13 protein-coding genes are annotated in these 18611 nt (G+C 46.3%); 8 read left to right on the forward strand and 5 right to left on the reverse strand.

Annotation, left to right across the window (positions count from 1 at the left end; all coding sequences use genetic code 11):
* Positions 1–413 precede the first annotated feature (413 nt).
* From gltB to AB4154_RS13455, 8 genes are all read left to right on the forward strand, one after another.
* Positions 414–4877 carry a glutamate synthase large subunit gene (gene gltB / locus AB4154_RS13420; RefSeq protein ID WP_372123293.1) on the forward strand — a complete coding sequence of 1488 codons (4464 nt, stop codon included), beginning with the start codon at positions 414–416 and terminating at the stop codon, positions 4875–4877.
* Positions 4878–4893: 16 nt separating this feature from the next.
* Positions 4894–6306, forward strand: a complete 1413-nt coding sequence (locus AB4154_RS13425) for an FAD-dependent oxidoreductase (protein ID WP_372123295.1) — start codon at positions 4894–4896, stop codon at positions 6304–6306.
* A 172-nt stretch (positions 6307–6478) separates the two neighbouring features.
* Complete coding sequence (locus tag AB4154_RS13430; RefSeq protein ID WP_017059301.1) at positions 6479–6907, forward strand: DUF1499 domain-containing protein; 429 nt, start codon at positions 6479–6481, stop codon at positions 6905–6907.
* Positions 6908–7034: 127 nt separating this feature from the next.
* Positions 7035–7730, forward strand: coding sequence for a 5'-methylthioadenosine/S-adenosylhomocysteine nucleosidase (mtnN, locus tag AB4154_RS13435; RefSeq protein WP_017059300.1), 696 nt, complete (start codon positions 7035–7037; stop codon positions 7728–7730).
* A gap of 10 nt (positions 7731–7740) precedes the next feature.
* A complete protein-coding gene (locus AB4154_RS13440; protein ID WP_372098066.1) occupies positions 7741–8700 on the forward strand; it encodes a cobalamin biosynthesis family protein in 960 nt (319 codons plus the stop codon).
* A gap of 1 nt (position 8701) precedes the next feature.
* Positions 8702–9571, forward strand: a complete 870-nt coding sequence (btuF, locus tag AB4154_RS13445) for a vitamin B12 ABC transporter substrate-binding protein BtuF (RefSeq protein ID WP_017062892.1) — start codon at positions 8702–8704, stop codon at positions 9569–9571.
* Positions 9572–9645: 74 nt separating this feature from the next.
* On the forward strand, positions 9646–10263 hold the full coding sequence (locus AB4154_RS13450) for a TRIC cation channel family protein (protein ID WP_017062893.1): 618 nt from the start codon (positions 9646–9648) through the stop codon (positions 10261–10263).
* 204 nt (positions 10264–10467) lie between these two features.
* Complete coding sequence (locus AB4154_RS13455; RefSeq protein WP_137002421.1) at positions 10468–11313, forward strand: LysR family transcriptional regulator; 846 nt, start codon at positions 10468–10470, stop codon at positions 11311–11313.
* Here the strand turns inward: AB4154_RS13455 and AB4154_RS13460 are convergent.
* The 5 genes from AB4154_RS13460 to mutT all read right to left on the reverse strand — a co-directional run bounded on the left by AB4154_RS13460 (position 11264) and on the right by mutT (position 18459).
* On the reverse strand, positions 11264–12043 hold the full coding sequence (locus tag AB4154_RS13460; RefSeq protein ID WP_017059295.1) for a TSUP family transporter: 780 nt from the start codon (positions 12041–12043) through the stop codon (positions 11264–11266). The genes AB4154_RS13455 and AB4154_RS13460 overlap by 50 nt on opposite strands.
* 195 nt (positions 12044–12238) lie before the next feature.
* Positions 12239–15469 carry a carbamoyl-phosphate synthase large subunit gene (gene carB, locus AB4154_RS13465; protein ID WP_017059294.1) on the reverse strand — a complete coding sequence of 1077 codons (3231 nt, stop codon included), beginning with the start codon at positions 15467–15469 and terminating at the stop codon, positions 12239–12241.
* 16 nt (positions 15470–15485) lie between these two features.
* Positions 15486–16640 carry a glutamine-hydrolyzing carbamoyl-phosphate synthase small subunit gene (gene carA, locus AB4154_RS13470; protein WP_010434758.1) on the reverse strand — a complete coding sequence of 385 codons (1155 nt, stop codon included), beginning with the start codon at positions 16638–16640 and terminating at the stop codon, positions 15486–15488.
* A gap of 503 nt (positions 16641–17143) precedes the next feature.
* The gene (gene dapB, locus AB4154_RS13475; protein WP_020628676.1) at positions 17144–17968 is read right to left on the reverse strand and encodes a 4-hydroxy-tetrahydrodipicolinate reductase; all 825 of its coding nucleotides are present in this window, start codon (positions 17966–17968) and stop codon (positions 17144–17146) included.
* A gap of 92 nt (positions 17969–18060) precedes the next feature.
* Positions 18061–18459, reverse strand: coding sequence for an 8-oxo-dGTP diphosphatase MutT (gene mutT, locus AB4154_RS13480; protein ID WP_017062897.1), 399 nt, complete (start codon positions 18457–18459; stop codon positions 18061–18063).
* Positions 18460–18611 lie beyond the last annotated feature (152 nt).

The raw sequence follows: 18611 nt of genomic DNA on the forward strand, positions 1-18611 counted from the left end.
CGTCGATGACGTTAGCCTAGAGGAAAAGCAATACCCTTCCTAACTTTTATATTTGGCTAGCACTCGATGCTAGCCTTTTTTCTATCTGGCATTTGTCGTTTTCAAAATCATCCTGTTGTATATGTTAAATCTCGTTAACATTAACCTTATATATCTCATTGATATCCATCGACTATTTTAGATTATTAAGTGGCTAATCGCGTTTATGCATGATAATTAACCATGAACTTGACCTTAAACACAATTAGCTATACGTTGTAAAGCTGATGAAAATAAAATCAATCGGTTTTGTTAACACAACCAATAACGTTTTAACTGGCTAAAGCAAACTATCAGTTTATAAAAAACAACAAGTATATGAATAGTTAGTCATTTACTGTCTGGATGACAGAGAAGCAAAAGGGAGAATTGCAATGGCTCTATATGATCCTAGTCTTGAAAAAGACAACTGTGGATTTGGTTTAATAGCGCAAATGGAAGGCCAACCTAGTCATAAGTTGGTAAGAACTGCTATTTCAGCCCTCGATCGCATGACACACCGTGGTGGTATCGCTGCGGATGGTAAAACCGGGGATGGCTGTGGCTTATTACTACAGAAGCCTGACTCTTATCTCAGAATTATTGCTGAAGAGAATAACTTCAAGCTCGGCAAGCAATACGCTGTCGGCATGATTTTCTTCAGCCAAGATCCAATCAAAGCGCAATCCGCGCAAGACATCGTCAATAAAGAGCTCGCTCAAGAGACCTTAACGGTTGCAGGTTGGCGCGTAGTACCGACCAACACCGACGTATTAGGTCCGATTGCCAAAGATTCAGTTCCCAATATTCAGCAAGTGTTTATCTCGGCCCCCGCGGGTTGGCGTGAACGCGATATTGAACGACGCCTTTATATCGCTCGTCGCAGAATTGAAAAACAGATCACCGAAGACAAAGATTTCTATATTTGTAGCCTTTCGACACAAGTCATGGTTTACAAAGGTCTGTGTATGCCGGCCGATCTTCCGCGATTTTACCTCGATCTTGCAGACTTACGCATGGAATCGGCGATATGTCTGTTCCACCAGCGTTTCTCAACCAATACTCAGCCACGTTGGCCACTGGCTCAACCATTCCGCTATTTAGCGCACAATGGTGAGATCAATACCATTGAAGGTAACCGTCAGTGGGCTAAGGCTCGTGCCTATAAATTCTCTTCGCCGTTGCTGCCAGACTTACAAACCGCCGCACCCTTTGTGAATGAGACAGGCTCAGATTCATCAAGCCTAGATAACATGCTCGACCTGTTCCTTGCCGGTGGTATGGATGTGTTCCGAGCGATGCGCATGCTTGTGCCGCCCGCTTGGCAAAACCACCCAGATATGGACCCAGATCTACGTGCATTCTACGACTTCAACTCAAAGCACATGGAACCGTGGGATGGTCCTGCTGGTATCGTACTTTCAGATGGTCGTTACGCTGCGTGTAACCTAGATAGAAACGGCCTGCGTCCTGCGCGTTATGTGATTACCAAAGACAATCTAATCACGCTCGCATCAGAAGTCGGTATCTGGAACTACGCACCGGATGAAGTCGCAGAGAAAGGCCGTGTTGGCCCGGGCGAACTGTTGGTAATAGATACTCGCCGCGGTAAGCTATGGCAATCTAATGAGATCGACAATGACCTCAAAGGCCGCCACCCATATAAAGAGTGGATGGAAAAGAACGTTCACAAGTTAACGCCATTTTCTGCGCTGCAAGATGACCAAGTGGGTAAGCGTAGCTTTGACGATGATACGCTCAAGACCTACCAAAAACAGTTTGCGATGAGCAACGAAGAGTCCGACCAAGTGCTGCGTGTGCTTGGTGATATGGGGCAAGAAGCAGTAGGCTCAATGGGCGACGACACGCCAATGGCTGTGCTCTCTTCAAAAGAACGCTTGGTCACTGATTACTTCCGTCAAAAGTTTGCACAAGTCACCAACCCACCGATTGATCCATTGCGTGAAAAACACGTGATGTCTTTGGCGACCAGTATTGGTAAAGAGATGAACGTGTTCTGTGAAACAGACGGTCACGCCTATCGTGTCACGTTTGATTCACCAGTACTGCTTTACTCAGACATGCAGCAGCTTCTGCAGTTGAGTCAAAAACATTATCGTCATGTCATTCTCAGCATGCACTACGACCCGAATAACCAAGATCTAGAACAAGCAATCAAAGCAGTATGTGATAGCGCCGAACAAGAAGTCAGCGAAGGTGCGGTTTTAGTTGTGCTGTCGGACAAAGGTTTAGAGAAAGGAAAACTACCGATCCCTGCAGCCATGTTGGTTGGTGCGGTGCAAACAAGGCTTGCTGATACCAACCTGCGTTGTGATGCCAACATCGTTGTTGAGACAGCAACTGCGCGCGACCCACACCAATTTGCTGTGCTGCTTGGCTTCGGTGCAACCGCGGTTTACCCATACCTCGCTTATGAAGCATTAGGTAAAATGTTGGATGATGGCTCTTTAGATAAAGACTATCGCACCGCGATGCAGAACTACCAAAACGGCATCAACAAAGGTCTGTATAAGATCATGTCGAAGATGGGTATTTCTACGATTGCTTCATATCGCTGTTCGCAACTTTTCGAAGCCGTTGGCCTACATTCCGACGTTGTTGAGCTCTGTTTCCGCGGAGTTACCACACGAATCCAAGGTGCTAGCTTTAGCGATTTCCAACAAGATATCTATAACTTATCGCGTAAAGCGTGGACTAAGCGTAAGCCTATCGAGCACGGTGGTTTACTGAAATACGTACACGGTGGTGAATATCACGCCTATAACCCAGATGTGGTCGGCACACTGCAAACCGCAGTGAAAACCGGCGAAACTTCGGATTATCTCTCTTTTGCGAAGCAAGTAAATGCTCGTCCAGCTGCGATGTTACGTGACTTAATGAGCCTTAAAAAAGCCGATAAGCCACTAACACTTGAGCAAGTAGAGCCGAGCAGTGACCTCTTTAAGCGCTTTGACTCGGCAGCGATGTCGATTGGTGCTCTAAGCCCAGAGGCGCATGAAGCACTGGCTATGGCGATGAACCGTTTGGGTGGTTACTCAAACTCTGGTGAAGGTGGTGAAGATCCACGACGCTTTGGTACCGATCGTAACTCACGCATCAAACAGATAGCGTCTGGTCGATTTGGCGTAACTCCACATTACTTGACCAATGCAGATGTTCTGCAAATCAAGGTCGCGCAAGGTGCGAAGCCCGGAGAAGGTGGTCAACTACCAGGTCATAAGGTGACGGCAGAAATCGCTAAGCTGAGATACTCAGTTCAAGGTGTTACGCTGATCTCCCCTCCTCCGCACCACGATATTTATTCTATCGAGGATCTAGCGCAGCTGATTTTCGACCTTAAACAGGTCAACCCTAACGCCTTGGTTTCAGTGAAGTTAGTATCTGAACCAGGTGTCGGCACGATCGCGACAGGTGTAGCAAAAGCCTATGCCGATCTAATCACTATCTCTGGCTACGATGGCGGTACCGCAGCGAGCCCACTGACCTCGGTAAAATACGCAGGTTGCCCTTGGGAACTAGGCTTAGCCGAAACTCAACAAGCACTGGTGGCTAACGGGCTTCGTCACAAGATCCGCCTACAAGTCGACGGTGGTCTGAAAACTGGTCTCGATGTGATTAAAGGGGCGATTTTAGGTGCTGAAAGCTTTGGCTTTGGTACCGCACCAATGGTCGCAATGGGTTGTAAATTCTTACGAATCTGCCACCTCAATAACTGTGCGACAGGCGTCGCGACTCAAGATGAAACATTGCGCCGCGAATACTTCAAAGGCCTGCCAGATATGGTGGTGAACTACTTTACTGGCCTAGCCGATGAAGTTCGCCAGTACCTTGCAGAGCTTGGTGTAGAAAAACTTACAGACCTGATTGGTCGTACTGACTTGCTTGAAGCCGTTCAGGGTCTCACTGCGAAACAGAGCAAACTTGATCTATCTTCAATACTCGAAGCTCCAGTTTCTCCAGAGGGTCACCCACTATTTTGGACCGAGCCAAACGCACCATTTGATAAGGCGCAACTCAACCAACAGATCCTTGATGATGCACTCGATGCAATTGAGAAACGTCAATCCACCAGCCTTTACTACAACGTGATCAACACAGACCGCTCGATTGGCGCTCGTATCTCTGGTGAAATTGCTAAGCGATACGGCAACCAAGGGATGGCAGGTTCACCAATCAAGTTATATCTCGACGGTACCGCAGGTCAGTCTTTTGCGGTTTGGAACGCAGGCGGCGTTGAGCTTTACCTAACAGGCGATGCTAATGACTATGTTGGCAAAGGCATGGCTGGCGGCAAAGTGGTTATCAAGCCTCACCAAGGCACCGCATTTACCTGTAACGAAGCGACCATCATAGGCAACACCTGTCTGTATGGCGCAACCGGAGGCAAGCTATTTGCAGCTGGTACTGCGGGCGAGCGATTTGGTGTACGTAACTCAGGCACGGTTGCCGTGATTGAAGGTGCGGGTGACAACGCCTGTGAATACATGACAGGCGGTATTGTTGCCATTCTTGGCGCAACTGGCGTCAACTTCGGCGCCGGTATGACAGGTGGTTTTGCTTATGTCATGGATAAGAATGAAGACTTCCAAGGCCGAGTAAATAACGAGTCGGTCGAGGCACTTTCTCTGTCTGATCTATTTATCCACCAAGAACATCTGCGTGGCTTAATTGCAGAACACTTAGAAGAGACTGGCTCAGTACACGCTGAAGCTATTCTGGCGAACTTTGATGAATGGATTCCGAAGTTCTACCTAGTGAAGCCAAAGACGGCGGATCTTAACACCTTGCTCGGTCACCAAAGCCGCAGCTCTGCTGAACTTCGTGTTCAAGCGCAATAATTGGAAGGAGCCAATAATGAGCCAGAATGTATACCAATTTATTGATTTGAATCGCGTAGACCCAGCGAAGAAACCAATCAAGATACGTAAGATTGAGTTTGTAGAGATCTACGAACCTTTCACTAAACAACAAGCTAAGGCGCAAGCTGACCGCTGTTTAGACTGTGGTAATCCTTACTGTGAATGGAAGTGCCCAGTCCACAACTACATCCCTCAATGGCTCAAGCTTGCCAATGAAGGGCGCATTATCGAAGCGGCTGAACTGTCCCACCAAACCAACAGCTTGCCTGAGGTTTGCGGACGAGTTTGTCCTCAAGACCGTTTGTGTGAAGGCTCTTGTACCCTCAACGACGATTTCGGCGCAGTAACCATCGGCAACATTGAAAAATACATCAATGACAAAGCGTTTGAGATGGGTTGGAAGCCAGACATGTCGCATGTCGAATGGACTGATAAAAAGGTCGCAATCATCGGTGCAGGCCCCGCAGGTCTTGCTGCTGCTGATATCTTAGTTCGAAACGGTGTGAAGGCCGTAGTATTTGACCGCTATCCGGAGATCGGTGGCCTGCTCACGTTTGGTATCCCATCGTTCAAACTAGAGAAAGGCATCATGGAAAACCGTCGCCGTATCTTTAGTGGTATGGGTGTCGAATTTAAGATGAATACCGAAGTCGGTAAAGACGTTCAACTACAACAACTGGTCGATGACTACGATGCTGTCTTCTTAGGTGTCGGTACCTATAAAAACATGCGTGCTGGGTTAGATAACGAAGACGCACCGGGCGTTTATGATGCACTGCCATTCCTTGTTTCCAATACCTACAAGGTCATGGAACTGGATAACCCAACACCATTCATCGACATGAAAGGCAAAAAAGTGGTTGTGCTCGGTGGTGGTGATACGGCGATGGACTGTGTCCGAACTTCGATTCGTCAGCATGCAGCTAATGTTGTTTGTGCTTATCGCCGAGATGAAGCGAATATGCCGGGCTCTCGCCGTGAGGTGAAGAATGCGCGTGAAGAGGGTGTGAAGTTCAAGTTCAACCTCCAACCTATTGGCTTAGAGCTTAACAGCACTGGTCATGTGGTTGGCGTTAAATTCGTAAAAACCGCTTTGGGTGAACCTGATGAAGCAGGTCGCCGTCGCCCGGAACCTGTCGAAGGTAGTGAGCATGTTCTTGAAGCAGATGCCGTTATCATGGCATTTGGTTTCCAACCTCATGCGATGGAATGGCTAGAACCTTTCGGTGTGGAGCTCGATCAGTGGGGTCGCATCAAGGCTCCTAACAAACAAGAGTTTCAATACCAAACCACCAACAGCAAGATCTTTGCAGGTGGTGATGCGGTTCGAGGATCTGACTTAGTGGTGACCGCTATCGATGAAGGCCGTAAAGCCGCAGAAGGGATCTTGGACTACCTAGAAGTGTGACTAATCTAAGGTTTCCTTTATTACTCAGGCCGTTACTATAAAAAAGGGATCCAATGATGGATCCTTTTTTGAATTAGATACGTTTATCACAAGCATATCGAAAAATACGTAAAACAATCGCAAACAAGCCAATACCTATAACTACAATTAAAACAACGCCATAGGAAACATTATGAAAAAAGCAGCTCTCCTCTCGTTATCACTTTTAACGTTAACCGCTTGCAGCCAAGGAATCACGGACATGAAAGACAGAACTTCATCACCTTGTGGAGACAAACCAAACTGCGTATCAACTCAAGATGATCGTGAGCAACATGCATTGGCCGCGTTTGAGTTGTCAGATTCAGCGAGCTTAGATGCGATTGAGCAGGTTGCGCTAACCTTACCGGGATCAAAAACCGCGAGTAAAACAGAAGATTATCTGCGTGTTGAATGTACTTCGCGCATCATGCGTTTTGTCGATGACTTAGAACTTAAAATCACGGATGGCAAACTGATCGTGCGTTCAGAGTCTCGTACTGGCCATTCTGATTTTGGCGTAAACCGAAAACGAGCTGAACAACTTCGTGCTAGCTTGAAAAGCGAAGGCCTAATCAAATAGATAAAAGAATACGCAGATAAATCGCTACTATTCGGATGAGAAGTGCCTCTGGGCAGTCGCTCGACACTTCTTATCCATGCTACAATTTCGCTCTACTGTTTAAATATTATTTATTAAGAGACTACACATGAAAATCGGCATCATTGGCGCAATGGAGCAAGAAGTTGCGATCCTAAAAGCAGCAATTTCAGACATTACTGAAGTTAATAAAGGCGGTTGTACCTTTTTCTCTGGTCAGCTAAATGGTGTTGACGTTGTTTTGCTTCAATCTGGCATTGGTAAAGTAGCAGCGGCTGTTGGTACTTCAATCCTACTAAGCGAATACCAACCAGATGCCGTTCTGAACACGGGCTCTGCTGGCGGTTTTGATTCAACACTGAACCTTGGCGATGTGGTTATCTCAACTGAAGTTCGACACCACGATGCAGACGTTACAGCTTTCGGTTACGAAATCGGCCAAATGGCAGGTCAACCTGCAGCGTTCAAAGCTGACGACAAACTGATGGCTGTTGCTGAACAAGCACTAGCACAAATGGAAGACAAGCATGCCGTTCGCGGTCTTATCTGTACTGGCGACGCATTTGTTTGCACAGCAGAACGCCAAGAGTTCATCCGCAAGCACTTCCCATCTGTTGTTGCTGTAGAGATGGAAGCATCGGCTATCGCTCAAGCTTGTCACCAATTCCAAGTACCATTCGTGGTTGTTCGTGCAATCTCTGATGTTGCAGACAAAGAATCACCAATGAGCTTCGAAGAGTTCCTGCCACTAGCAGCGCAAAGCTCTTCTGAAATGGTTATCAAGATGGTTGCCCTACTAAAGTAAGCGACTAGACATGCAAACACTGTTTGATCAGGTATTTGCAAATGGCGTGCTCCTTGTGATGTGGGGAGCACTGCTTTTTCATTTAATTTTACCTATCCCCCATGCCGCACACCCCACGACCTTATGGCATAAGTTTGCTGAGCTTTTAGCAAGCAAGGTTAATAACAATAACAACCACAACTATTCCCAAAGTTTAATCTCAGGCACATTAGCCTGGGGGTTAATGGTACTGCCAACTCTGGTTATTCTATTGGCACTGCAACCATTGGTTTGGCAATCTCAACTGTTTGAATTGGCACTGTTATTACTCGCGATTGATTGGCGCAATAATGAAAAGCTGGCTAACCAACTGATCAAAGCACTTGGCCGAGAAGATAAAGCGGCCGCTCGTCAGTTACTGGCTCCGATTGTCAATCGTCAAACCGAATCACTTTCGTCACTTGGCCTCGGCAAAGCCGCCACAGAAACCATCATCATGGGTTACGCTCGTAACGTAGTTTGTGTGTTTTTCTGGTACGCCATTGGTGGTGGAATCGCTGCGTTAATGTATCGCCTTGTGGTCGAGTTAGCTCGAGCTTGGTCGCCAAGTCGCAAGCAATTTTCTCCGTTCGGCTCAACGGCGATCAAGATAGTCGCGATTCTCGAATTTATACCGATGCGTTTGTTTGCTTTGATGATCGTATGTGGTGATAAAGCAACGCACACATTTAAGATGATGTTAGTCCAAAGTCGCTCTTGGCCACTACCCGGCCCAGCCTGGTTGATCACGGCTGTTGGCAACAAGCTTGAACTATCATTGGGTGGCCCTGCGATTTACGACAACACTAAAGCCATTCGCGCAAAATTAGGCGGAAGAATCGCACCGTCAGCTCTGCATCTATCTCAGGTTCAGAAACTACTCTTTGGTCGCATCGCTATCTGGATCTTTTTACAAAGCCTAGCCTTACTATTTATTCACCAAGGGATTTAGAGTGGAATCTTCAGCACTTGTTACAAGCCTTACTATTTTGTCTTCCAGCTTATGGCTGCCTTTATCATTTGCAGAAGAAGTACCACTGACTCAAGAACAAGTACAGCCGGCTCAACGCGTGGTCAGCCTTGCTCCTCATGCCACTGAACTCGCGTACAGCGCAGGTTTAGGTAACAACCTTGTCGCCGTAAGTGAACGAAGTGATTACCCACCACAAGCCGATAAGCTTGAAAAAGTGGCAAACTATCAAGGCATCAAGGTTGAGAAGATCATCGCACTTCAGCCTGATTTGATTCTTGCGTGGCCAGCGGGAAACCCGCCCAGAGAGCTCGCGAAACTAGAGCAATTTGGTTTTAATATTTACTACTCCAAGACCAAAAGCCTAGACAGTATCGCAACCAATATTGAACAACTGAGCCAATACGCTAGCGATCCAAGTATTGGCGAAAATAACGCTCAGCAATACAGAGAGCAGCTCAACGCCTTGAGACTAAAATACAAAGATGCCGAGTCAGTAAACTACTTCTACCAACTCAGTGAAAAGCCGATCATCACTGTTGCTCAAGGACACTGGCCAAGTGAGGTGTTTGAGTTTTGTGGTGGCCACAATATTTTTGAAGACAGCGCCTCTCCCTATCCGCAAGTTGGTATTGAACAAGTTGTATTAAGAAAACCGCAAGTAATCTTCACTTCTCAGCACGCGATTGAGAATGGAACCATGTGGCAAACATGGGAAGATGAGATCCCAGCTGTCGCTCAAAATCAGATTTGGTCCCTCAATTCTGACTGGATTAATCGCCCGACAACGAGAACTTTGAAAGCGATCCAACAAGTGTGCGATTTCTTTGATAGAGCTAGGCAAAATCACTAACTATTTGCTGCGTTTTTTCGTACAATTCGCCACCGACCTGTCCCTACAATTTTAACTATAAGAGCACCAGTATCATGGACTCCATGCTGCTTTATATTATCGATTTATTTGGCACTGCCATCTTTGCCGTCTCAGGCGTATTTGTCGCTGGCCGTCTTAAGATGGATCCCTTTGGCGTCGCCGTTCTAGGCAGTGTAACCGCGATTGGCGGCGGCACAATTCGTGACATGGCATTGGGTGCAACTCCCGTGTTTTGGATCACCGATACCACCTACCTTTGGGTCATCATCATCACCTGTTTGCTGACCATGATTATTGTAAGACGCCCGAAACGTCTGGCTTGGTGGATATTGCCGGTATGTGATGCGATTGGCCTAGCGGTGTTTGTTGGCATTGGTGTAGAAAAAGCACTTATCTATCAAGATTCAGCACTAGTGGCGATCATCATGGGTGTCATCACCGGCTGCGGTGGCGGTATTATCCGCGACGTACTTGCCCGTGAAGTGCCTATGATTCTAAGAAGTGAAGTCTACGCGACCGCTTGTATCATTGGTGGTACTTTCCATACCATGGCGATCAGCATGGGGCACGATTCAGAAACTGCATTTCTGGCCGGCGTGTTCTCAACACTATTGATAAGGCTTGGCGCTATTCGTTGGCATTTATCATTGCCGACCTTCGCCATCAAATAAGCTAACGTTACAAAGTGAAAGGCTCCGTAAAGGAGCCTTTCTTAATTTGAGCTCCCCAACACAATTATTATGCTCTCGCGCTACACGTGCGAGCATAGCTAAAAATACCTAACTTGGTTCAAAGCTTTAGTTTCAAGACTAGAGAATGAATGTTGTTTGAGGTAAGTTGAAACAATCATTCCCAACTTTCATGAATATAACCCAATGCTACTCGAAGGAATCGAAACTCTACTGGTATTGAGTAAAGCAAAGACCATGAGCCGCACAGGCAGTTTGCTTTATATCAGCCAATCAGCGGTCAGCAAACGGATTGCGAATTTAGAAAAGAAGCTAGGTAAAAAGCTCATTGAACCGAGTGGCCGACAGATAAAACTCACGCCAGATGCGATAGCATTAATAGAGAGTATTGGCCCGACATTCAATGAACTTCGCGGGCTTATTTATGAACAGCAAGAGTTGGAAGATACTACTCTCATCACCCTAGACAGCACTAAGTCTCTGATAGCCGGTTATTTAGGTGAGATGATGGGCCAGTTCATCCAGCAAGATAAGTACATCACCATTACCACCAACCACACGCCGAGAATCATAGAGCGAGTGCAATCTGGTAAGGCGACCTTGGGGTTGTGTGCTGGCTTACTGCCACCGCATCATGGGTTGATGACCTTCCATCTATTTGATGAGCCGTTTTACATAGTGAGTAAGTCACCGCTAACGGAGCTTCCTCCAATGGTCATCACTAACGACATGACCAACCCTGCCAATTCTTATCAACTTTCTGTATTAGAGAAGTTTGGTATCAAACCCTTGATGGAGATGGATGCCTACACCGCAGCGGCGCAACTTGCATTGGGCGGGACTGGGCCAGCGTTAATACCGCTCTCTATCGTAAAAACACTCAATATTGAGCCTCAATATCTGTATAGCTTCACCGAATTAGCAGGCTTGATTCGGCCGATTCATATCTGTGTCAGACCAAATAGTTACCAGTCTCCACGAGTTAAAACACTGATAGAATCGATTGTTGATGCTGTTCCCAAAGCAGTTTAGACGCCATTAGCATCGACATCACGATCACAAGGGGGCGAATCCATTTCTGCCCTTTTGTCACCACCACTTTAGCGCCAAGCTGAGCGCCCATAAATCCACCGACCGCCATCACTAATCCCAACTCCCAAATAGGCAAACCAGCCAAAATAAAGAAAATTAAGGCAGCGATATTCGAGGTAAAGTTAAGTACTTTAGTACGCGCCGTAGCATCGACTAACGAGAAGTGACCAATAGCAACAAAGCAGACGGTGAAGATAGAACCTGTTCCTGGGCCAAAAAAGCCATCATAGAAACCCACGCCGCCACCAATACACAGAGCAAACATGGCCTCAGAGATCTTCTGTTTTCCTTCAGACGCTCTAGTTTGGGGTGCCAACAGGAAATAGAGAGAGATAGCGATAAGCAGCAGTGGGATAACACTGGTCAGTAGGCTCGCATCAATGTGCTGGACTAACTCAGCGCCAATTGCAGAGCCAATAAAGGTACAAAAGATAGCAAGGCGCATCTCTTTGATGCTGACGATACCGTTGCGCACGAAATACCAACTCGCGGAGAAGCTGCCAAATGAGCTTTGGAGTTTGTTGGTTGCCAGTGCCTGCGTGGGTGGAACTCCAGCCGCTAGCAATGCAGGTAGAGTCAGTAACCCACCGCCGCCAGCCATTGCATCAATAAAGCCTGCTGCCGTTGCAACAACAAACAAGATAGCCAATATTTCTAGAGTGATTTCCATATACCCAACGCCTTAAAATCCTGTGTAGCGACAAGTTACCACTCACAGCAGACGAGCAATAACGAAACACAAGATTCTAACCTATTCCAAATATTCATCATTAAGCTACCGCGGAATAACAGACATAAAAAAGCCCACTCCGAGGAGTGGGCTTTGAGCATTTATATCCGCATATCAGCGATACACTTTAGGCGATTAAGCTTGAGAAGCTTTAACCTGAGCGTGTAGCTCTTGAACTGAAGTTACTGACGTTTTCGCGTCTGCAGTGTGCGCCATACAAGTCGCGAATGCAGCATTTAGCGTAGTCGTGTAGTTAACTTTCTCAGCAAGTGCACCACGACGAAGAACTTTAGAATCTTCAATCGCTTGACGGCCAGCTGCAGTGTTCACGATGTACGTATACTCGTTGTTCTTGATACGGTCAAGAATGTGAGGACGACCTTCGTGTACCTTGTTTACTAGACGTGGGTTGATGCCCGCTTCGCCAAGGATAACCGCAGTACCGTGAGTTGCGTCTAGCTGGTAACCAAGCTTAGATAGTTTAGATGCTAGGTCAACAACACGCTCTTTGTCGCCTTCGCGAACAGAAAGAAGTGCACGACCGCCTTCTGGGTAGATGTTACCACAACCCAATTCAGCTTTAGAGTATGCTTCTGCGAACGTCGCACCAACACCCATAACTTCACCAGTAGAGCGCATTTCTGGGCCTAACAGTGGGTCAACACCAGGGAACTTGTTGAATGGAAGTACAACTTCTTTCACTGAGTAGTAAGGTGGGATGATTTCTTTCGTAAAGCCTTGAGACTCTAGAGATTGACCCGCCATTACACGAGCGGCAATCTTAGCGATTGGCGCACCAGTTGCTTTAGATACGAATGGAACCGTACGTGCTGCACGAGGGTTAACCTCGATTAGGTACACTTCATTGTTCTTAACAGCAAACTGCGTGTTCATCAGACCACGAACACCCAACTCGAACGCTAGCTTTTCAACTTGCTCGCGCATTACGTCTTGGATTTCTTGGCTTAGCGTGTATGCAGGAAGAGAACATGCTGAGTCACCAGAGTGAACACCCGCTTGCTCGATGTGCTCCATAATACCGCCGATTACAACGCGCTCACCGTCACAAATCGCATCTACGTCTACTTCAACAGCGTCATCTAGGAAGCTATCAAGTAGTACTGGAGATTCGTTTGATACGCTAACTGCTTCGTTGAAGTAGCGACGTAGGTCTTGCTCGTCGTATACGATTTCCATCGCACGACCACCAAGTACGTAAGAAGGACGTACAACAAGTGGGAAGCCGATTTCACGAGATTTCTCTACCGCTTGCTCCATTGTTGTTACTGTCGCGTTTTCTGGTTGAAGTAGGCCTAGACGGTCTACAGCAACTTGGAAACGCTCACGGTCTTCTGCACGGTCGATTGCGTCTGGGCTAGTACCGATGATTGGTACGCCAGCAGCTTCAAGAGCACGTGCCAGTTTAAGTGGCGTTTGACCACCGTACTGAACGATAACGCCTTTTGGCTTCTCAACACGAGCGATTGCTAGTACGTCTTCCAGAGTTACTGGTTCGAAGTACAGACGGTCAGACGTATCGTAGTCTGTAGAAACTGTCTCAGGGTTACAGTTAACCATGATAGTTTCGTAGCCATCTTCACGTAGCGCTAGTGATGCGTGTACACAACAGTAGTCAAATTCAATGCCTTGGCCGATACGGTTTGGACCGCCGCCTAGAATCATGATTTTTTCTTTGTCTGTTGGGTTTGCTTCACACTCGTCATCGTAAGATGAGTACATGTAAGCCGTATCTGAAGAGAACTCAGCTGCACACGTATCTACACGCTTGTATACCGGGTGGATATCGTATTGGTCACGTAGACGACGGATTTCGCTTTCCGCTACACCTAGAATCTTAGATAGGCGCGCATCAGCAAAACCTTTACGCTTAAGCTTGTTTAGCTCGTCTTTATTTAGACCAGCAAAGCCTTTCGCTTTAAGTTCTTGCTCTAGCTTAACGATGTCTTCGATTTGAACTAGGAACCAACGGTCGATTTGCGTTAGGTTGAATACACCATCTACCGACATACCAGCACGGAATGCGTCAGCGATGTACCAAATACGCTCTGCGCCAGCTTCTTTAAGTTCGTGACGGATAGTCGTTAGAGCATCTGGTGCGTCTAGGTCTACCATTTCATCAAAACCAGTCGCGCCAACTTCTAGGCCGCGAAGTGCTTTTTGTAGAGATTCTTGTTGGTTACGGCCGATAGCCATAACTTCACCAACCGACTTCATTTGCGTCGTTAGGCGGTCGTTAGCACCTGCAAACTTCTCGAAGTTAAAACGAGGAATCTTAGTTACTACGTAGTCGATTGTTGGTTCGAATGATGCTGGAGTTGCGCCGCCAGTGATGTCATTCATTAGCTCGTCTAGCGTGAAACCAACAGCCAGTTTCGCTGCAATCTTAGCGATTGGGAAACCTGTTGCTTTAGATGCTAGTGCAGAAGAGCGAGATACACGTGGGTTCATCTCGATGATAACCATACGGCCATCTTTCGGGTTGATACCAAACTGTACGTTTGAACCACCTGTTTCAACACCAATCTCACGCAGTACTGCTAGAGATGCGTTACGCATTAGTTGGTATTCTTTATCTGTCAGCGTTTGAGCTGGAGCCACAGTGATTGAGTCACCTGTGTGAATACCCATTGGGTCGAAGTTTTCAATCGCACATACGATGATGCAGTTGTCGTTTTTGTCACGAACCACTTCCATCTCGTACTCTTTCCAACCGATAAGTGATTCATCGATAAGAAGTTCATTAGTTGGAGATAGATCCAAACCACGACGACAGATTTCTTCAAATTCTTCTTTGTTGTAAGCGATACCGCCACCAGTACCACCCATCGTGAACGATGGACGAATGATACAAGGGAAGCCAACCATGTCTAAAACTTTGTAAGCTTCTTCCATCGTTTTCGCTGTATCAGCAGTTGGACACTCAAGGCCAATTGCTTTCATTGCTTTATCGAAGCGTGAACGGTCTTCTGCTTTATCGATAGCGTCAGCCGTTGCACCAATCATTTCAACACCGAACTCTTCAAGAACGCCGTGCTTTTCTAGGTCTAGAGCACAGTTCAATGCAGTTTGGCCACCCATAGTAGGTAGAACTGCATCAGGCTTCTCTTTAGCGATGATGTTACGCACAACTTCCCATTGGATAGGCTCGATGTAAGTTGCATCTGCCATGTCTGGGTCAGTCATGATTGTCGCTGGGTTCGAGTTTACAAGAATAACTCGGTAACCTTCTTCGCGAAGCGCTTTACAAGCTTGAGCACCAGAGTAATCGAACTCACATGCTTGGCCGATAACGATCGGGCCAGCACCTAGAATAAGAATACTTTTAATGTCAGTACGTTTTGGCATTGTCTACTACTCCGAATTACGCTGTGTGCTGTTTGATTAGTTCAATAAAGTGGTCGAATAACGGCGCTGCGTCTTCTGGACCTGGGCTTGCTTCAGGGTGACCTTGGAAGCTGAATGCTGGTTTGTCTGTACGGTGAATACCTTGTAGAGAACCATCAAATAGTGATTTGTGCGTTGCACGTAGTGTCTCTGGAAGGGTTTCTTCGTCAGCAGCAAAGCCGTGGTTTTGCGAAGTAATCATCACAACATCACGATCTAAATCTTTAACCGGGTGGTTTGCGCCGTGGTGACCAAACTTCATCTTCACTGTCTTAGCGCCTGACGCAAGAGCAAGAATCTGGTGACCTAGACAGATACCGAAGATTGGTAAGCCTTTTTCTAGGAACACTTTTGTCGCTTCAATTGCGTAAGTACATGGTTCTGGGTCACCAGGGCCATTTGAAAGGAAAACACCGTCTGGGTTCAGAGCAAGTACTTCTTCAGCTGAAGTCTCAGCAGGAACAACCGTTAGGCGGCAGCCGCGGTCAACAAGCATTCGTAGGATGTTTCGTTTTGCACCGAAGTCATAAGCAACAACGTGGTATGGCAATTCTGAGTCTGCTTTCGCTTCAGGAAGTCCACCCGTAAGCGTCCACGAACCTTGTTTCCATTGATACGCTTCTTTTGTTGTAACTTCTTTCGCAAGGTCCATACCTTTCAGGCCAGGGAATTCTTTTGCTTTAGCTAGAGCCAAAGCTTCGTCTAGGTTTCCGTCGTTTACTGAAGAGCCAGCTACAATACAACCGTTCTGTGCGCCTTTTTCACGAAGAATACGCGTCAACTTACGAGTATCAATATCAGCGATACCAACAACGTTTTGCGACTTAAGGTAATCAGAAAGGGATTGTTCATTACGGAAGTTAGAAGCGATTAGAGGGAGATCGCGAATCACAAGGCCTTGAGCGTGGATTGAAGAAGATTCTTCGTCTTCGGAATTGGTTCCGGTATTGCCAATGTGAGGGTAAGTAAGGGTAACGATTTGTTGAGAATAGGAAGGATCAGTGAGGATTTCTTGGTACCCCGTCATCGAGGTATTAAAAACGACTTCACCAACTGCAGAACCTACAGCGCCAATGGCTTCACCGTGAAATACTGTCCCATCTTCTAGGACGAGTAGTGCTGACTTCTTCAAGACAACCTCCAGAAATAAAAATGCATTAAAATTGATTTAATTTGCAAATCTACCTTCCTGCAACACCAAAAACTGCGTGTTTATGGAAATTAGACAAATTGGCGGTATTTTAGTGATCTGCGTGATACGTGTCAACATTTAACTCAAAAGAAATTAAACATTTGTAAGGACTAATTCAATTTACCCCCTCAAAGCTCCAAAAGTTCAACTTTCATGCGCATTTAGCTCGAATATTACGATTTTCTAATTTTCACTCCTCATTTTAGCCAACCATAGAGTGATAAAAATATCAGCAACAAAACGCAATCGATAAATACCAAGAGAAAACATGACAATTTAAAGATCTAAAACAAAAAACACACTAAAGACCACATAAACAGCATAGAAATGGAGTCAAAAAGGCGATAAGAAGAAAGTAGAAGGAAGATCGGAGAAGTGAGATTACTAAGGAAAATGCACCAAATAAAGAAAGCGCCGGCAATTGCCAGCGCATAAATATCTATTTATAGGTCATTCAAACCAAGCACATCCGTCATGGTATAAAAGCCTGCTGGTTTATCATTTAACCAAACCGCGGCCTTGATTGCGCCATTAGCAAAGGTCATTCGATCAGTGGCTTTATGGGTAATTTCCACTCGTTCACCGATATCAGCAAACATAGCGGTGTGTTCACCAATAATGTCACCGGCACGAATCGTCGCGAAACCAATCTCATCTTTAGTGCGCTCGCCAGTAATACCCTCGCGTGACCATACAGCTACATCGTTCAGCTCATTGCCCATAGCACCCGCAATAGCTTCGCCCATACCAATCGCAGTACCTGACGGTGCATCGACTTTATGACGGTGATGAGCCTCAACGATCTCGACATCACAGTAATCGCCCATCACTTTAGCGGCCTTCTCTAGCAGCTTAAAGACCAGGTTCACACCAACGCTGTAGTTAGGTGCCATTACGATAGCCATCTCTTTTGAAGCAGCATCAATCACCTGCTTCTCTTCTTCAGAGAAGCCCGTTGTACCGATGATCAGTTTTTTACCGTGACGTTTACAAAGTTCAATATTCGCTAATGTGCTAACAGGGGCAGTAAAATCGACAATCACATCAAACTCTTCGATGGCTTTAGACAAATCATCGACTAAAGCAACATCAAAACGACCTTCACCGCATAACTCGCCGACATCTACGCCGACCAAAGATGACTCTGGACGCTCTGAACCAGCTCCAACACTTGCTTCTGAATTATGATGAGCGGCTTTCACCAAGTTGCGGCCCATGCGGCCCGCTGCTCCTGCAATTGCAATTCTTACCACTGCGAATATCTCCATTGTTTTGGTTACCGTTGCCACTTATCTCTTGCAGCAACGTTCAATCGATTAATCTCTTTAAACTAACAACAATCTCAAACTCAGGCTAGCAATTACGAAAACTCTTTTATTACTCGCTCTAAAATTGGCACATTTGCCTCTGGGAAGGCGTATTGATTCAATGATTCTAGGCTTACCCATTCACCTTGCTGACCTTCTTTACCATAAGGCTGCTCTTCAAAATCAGTCACGAGAATGAAATCGAACTTAAGTGACTTATCCGTGTAATCAAATTCAAGATGCTCAAACAGAGACTGCTCGGTCACCTTGATACCGACCTCTTCATCAAGCTCGCGAGTCATCGCTTGCTCAATAGTTTCGCCCTCTTCAACCTTGCCACCTGGAAATTCCCAGAAGCCACCTTTGTGCTTGTCATCTGGACGCTTAGTGATAAAGACCTGTGACTTATCTTGATTGAAGATAATACCCGCTACGATATGGATTCTTTTCATTGATGGTGTTCCTTAATAAAACGCTGAACTCACATAGTCCCTAAACACGTCATCCTCAAGAAAGAGGAACGACTGAGTTGGGGATCTAAAACTACGCGAGCCTAACTAAACAAGATTCCCTACTACGCTCACTCCTCGCTATAGGGAATGAC

Origin of the sequence: Vibrio sp. 10N.286.51.B11, assembly GCF_041469245.1 — a bacterium.
Lineage (GTDB): Bacteria > Pseudomonadota > Gammaproteobacteria > Enterobacterales > Vibrionaceae > Vibrio > Vibrio crassostreae_C.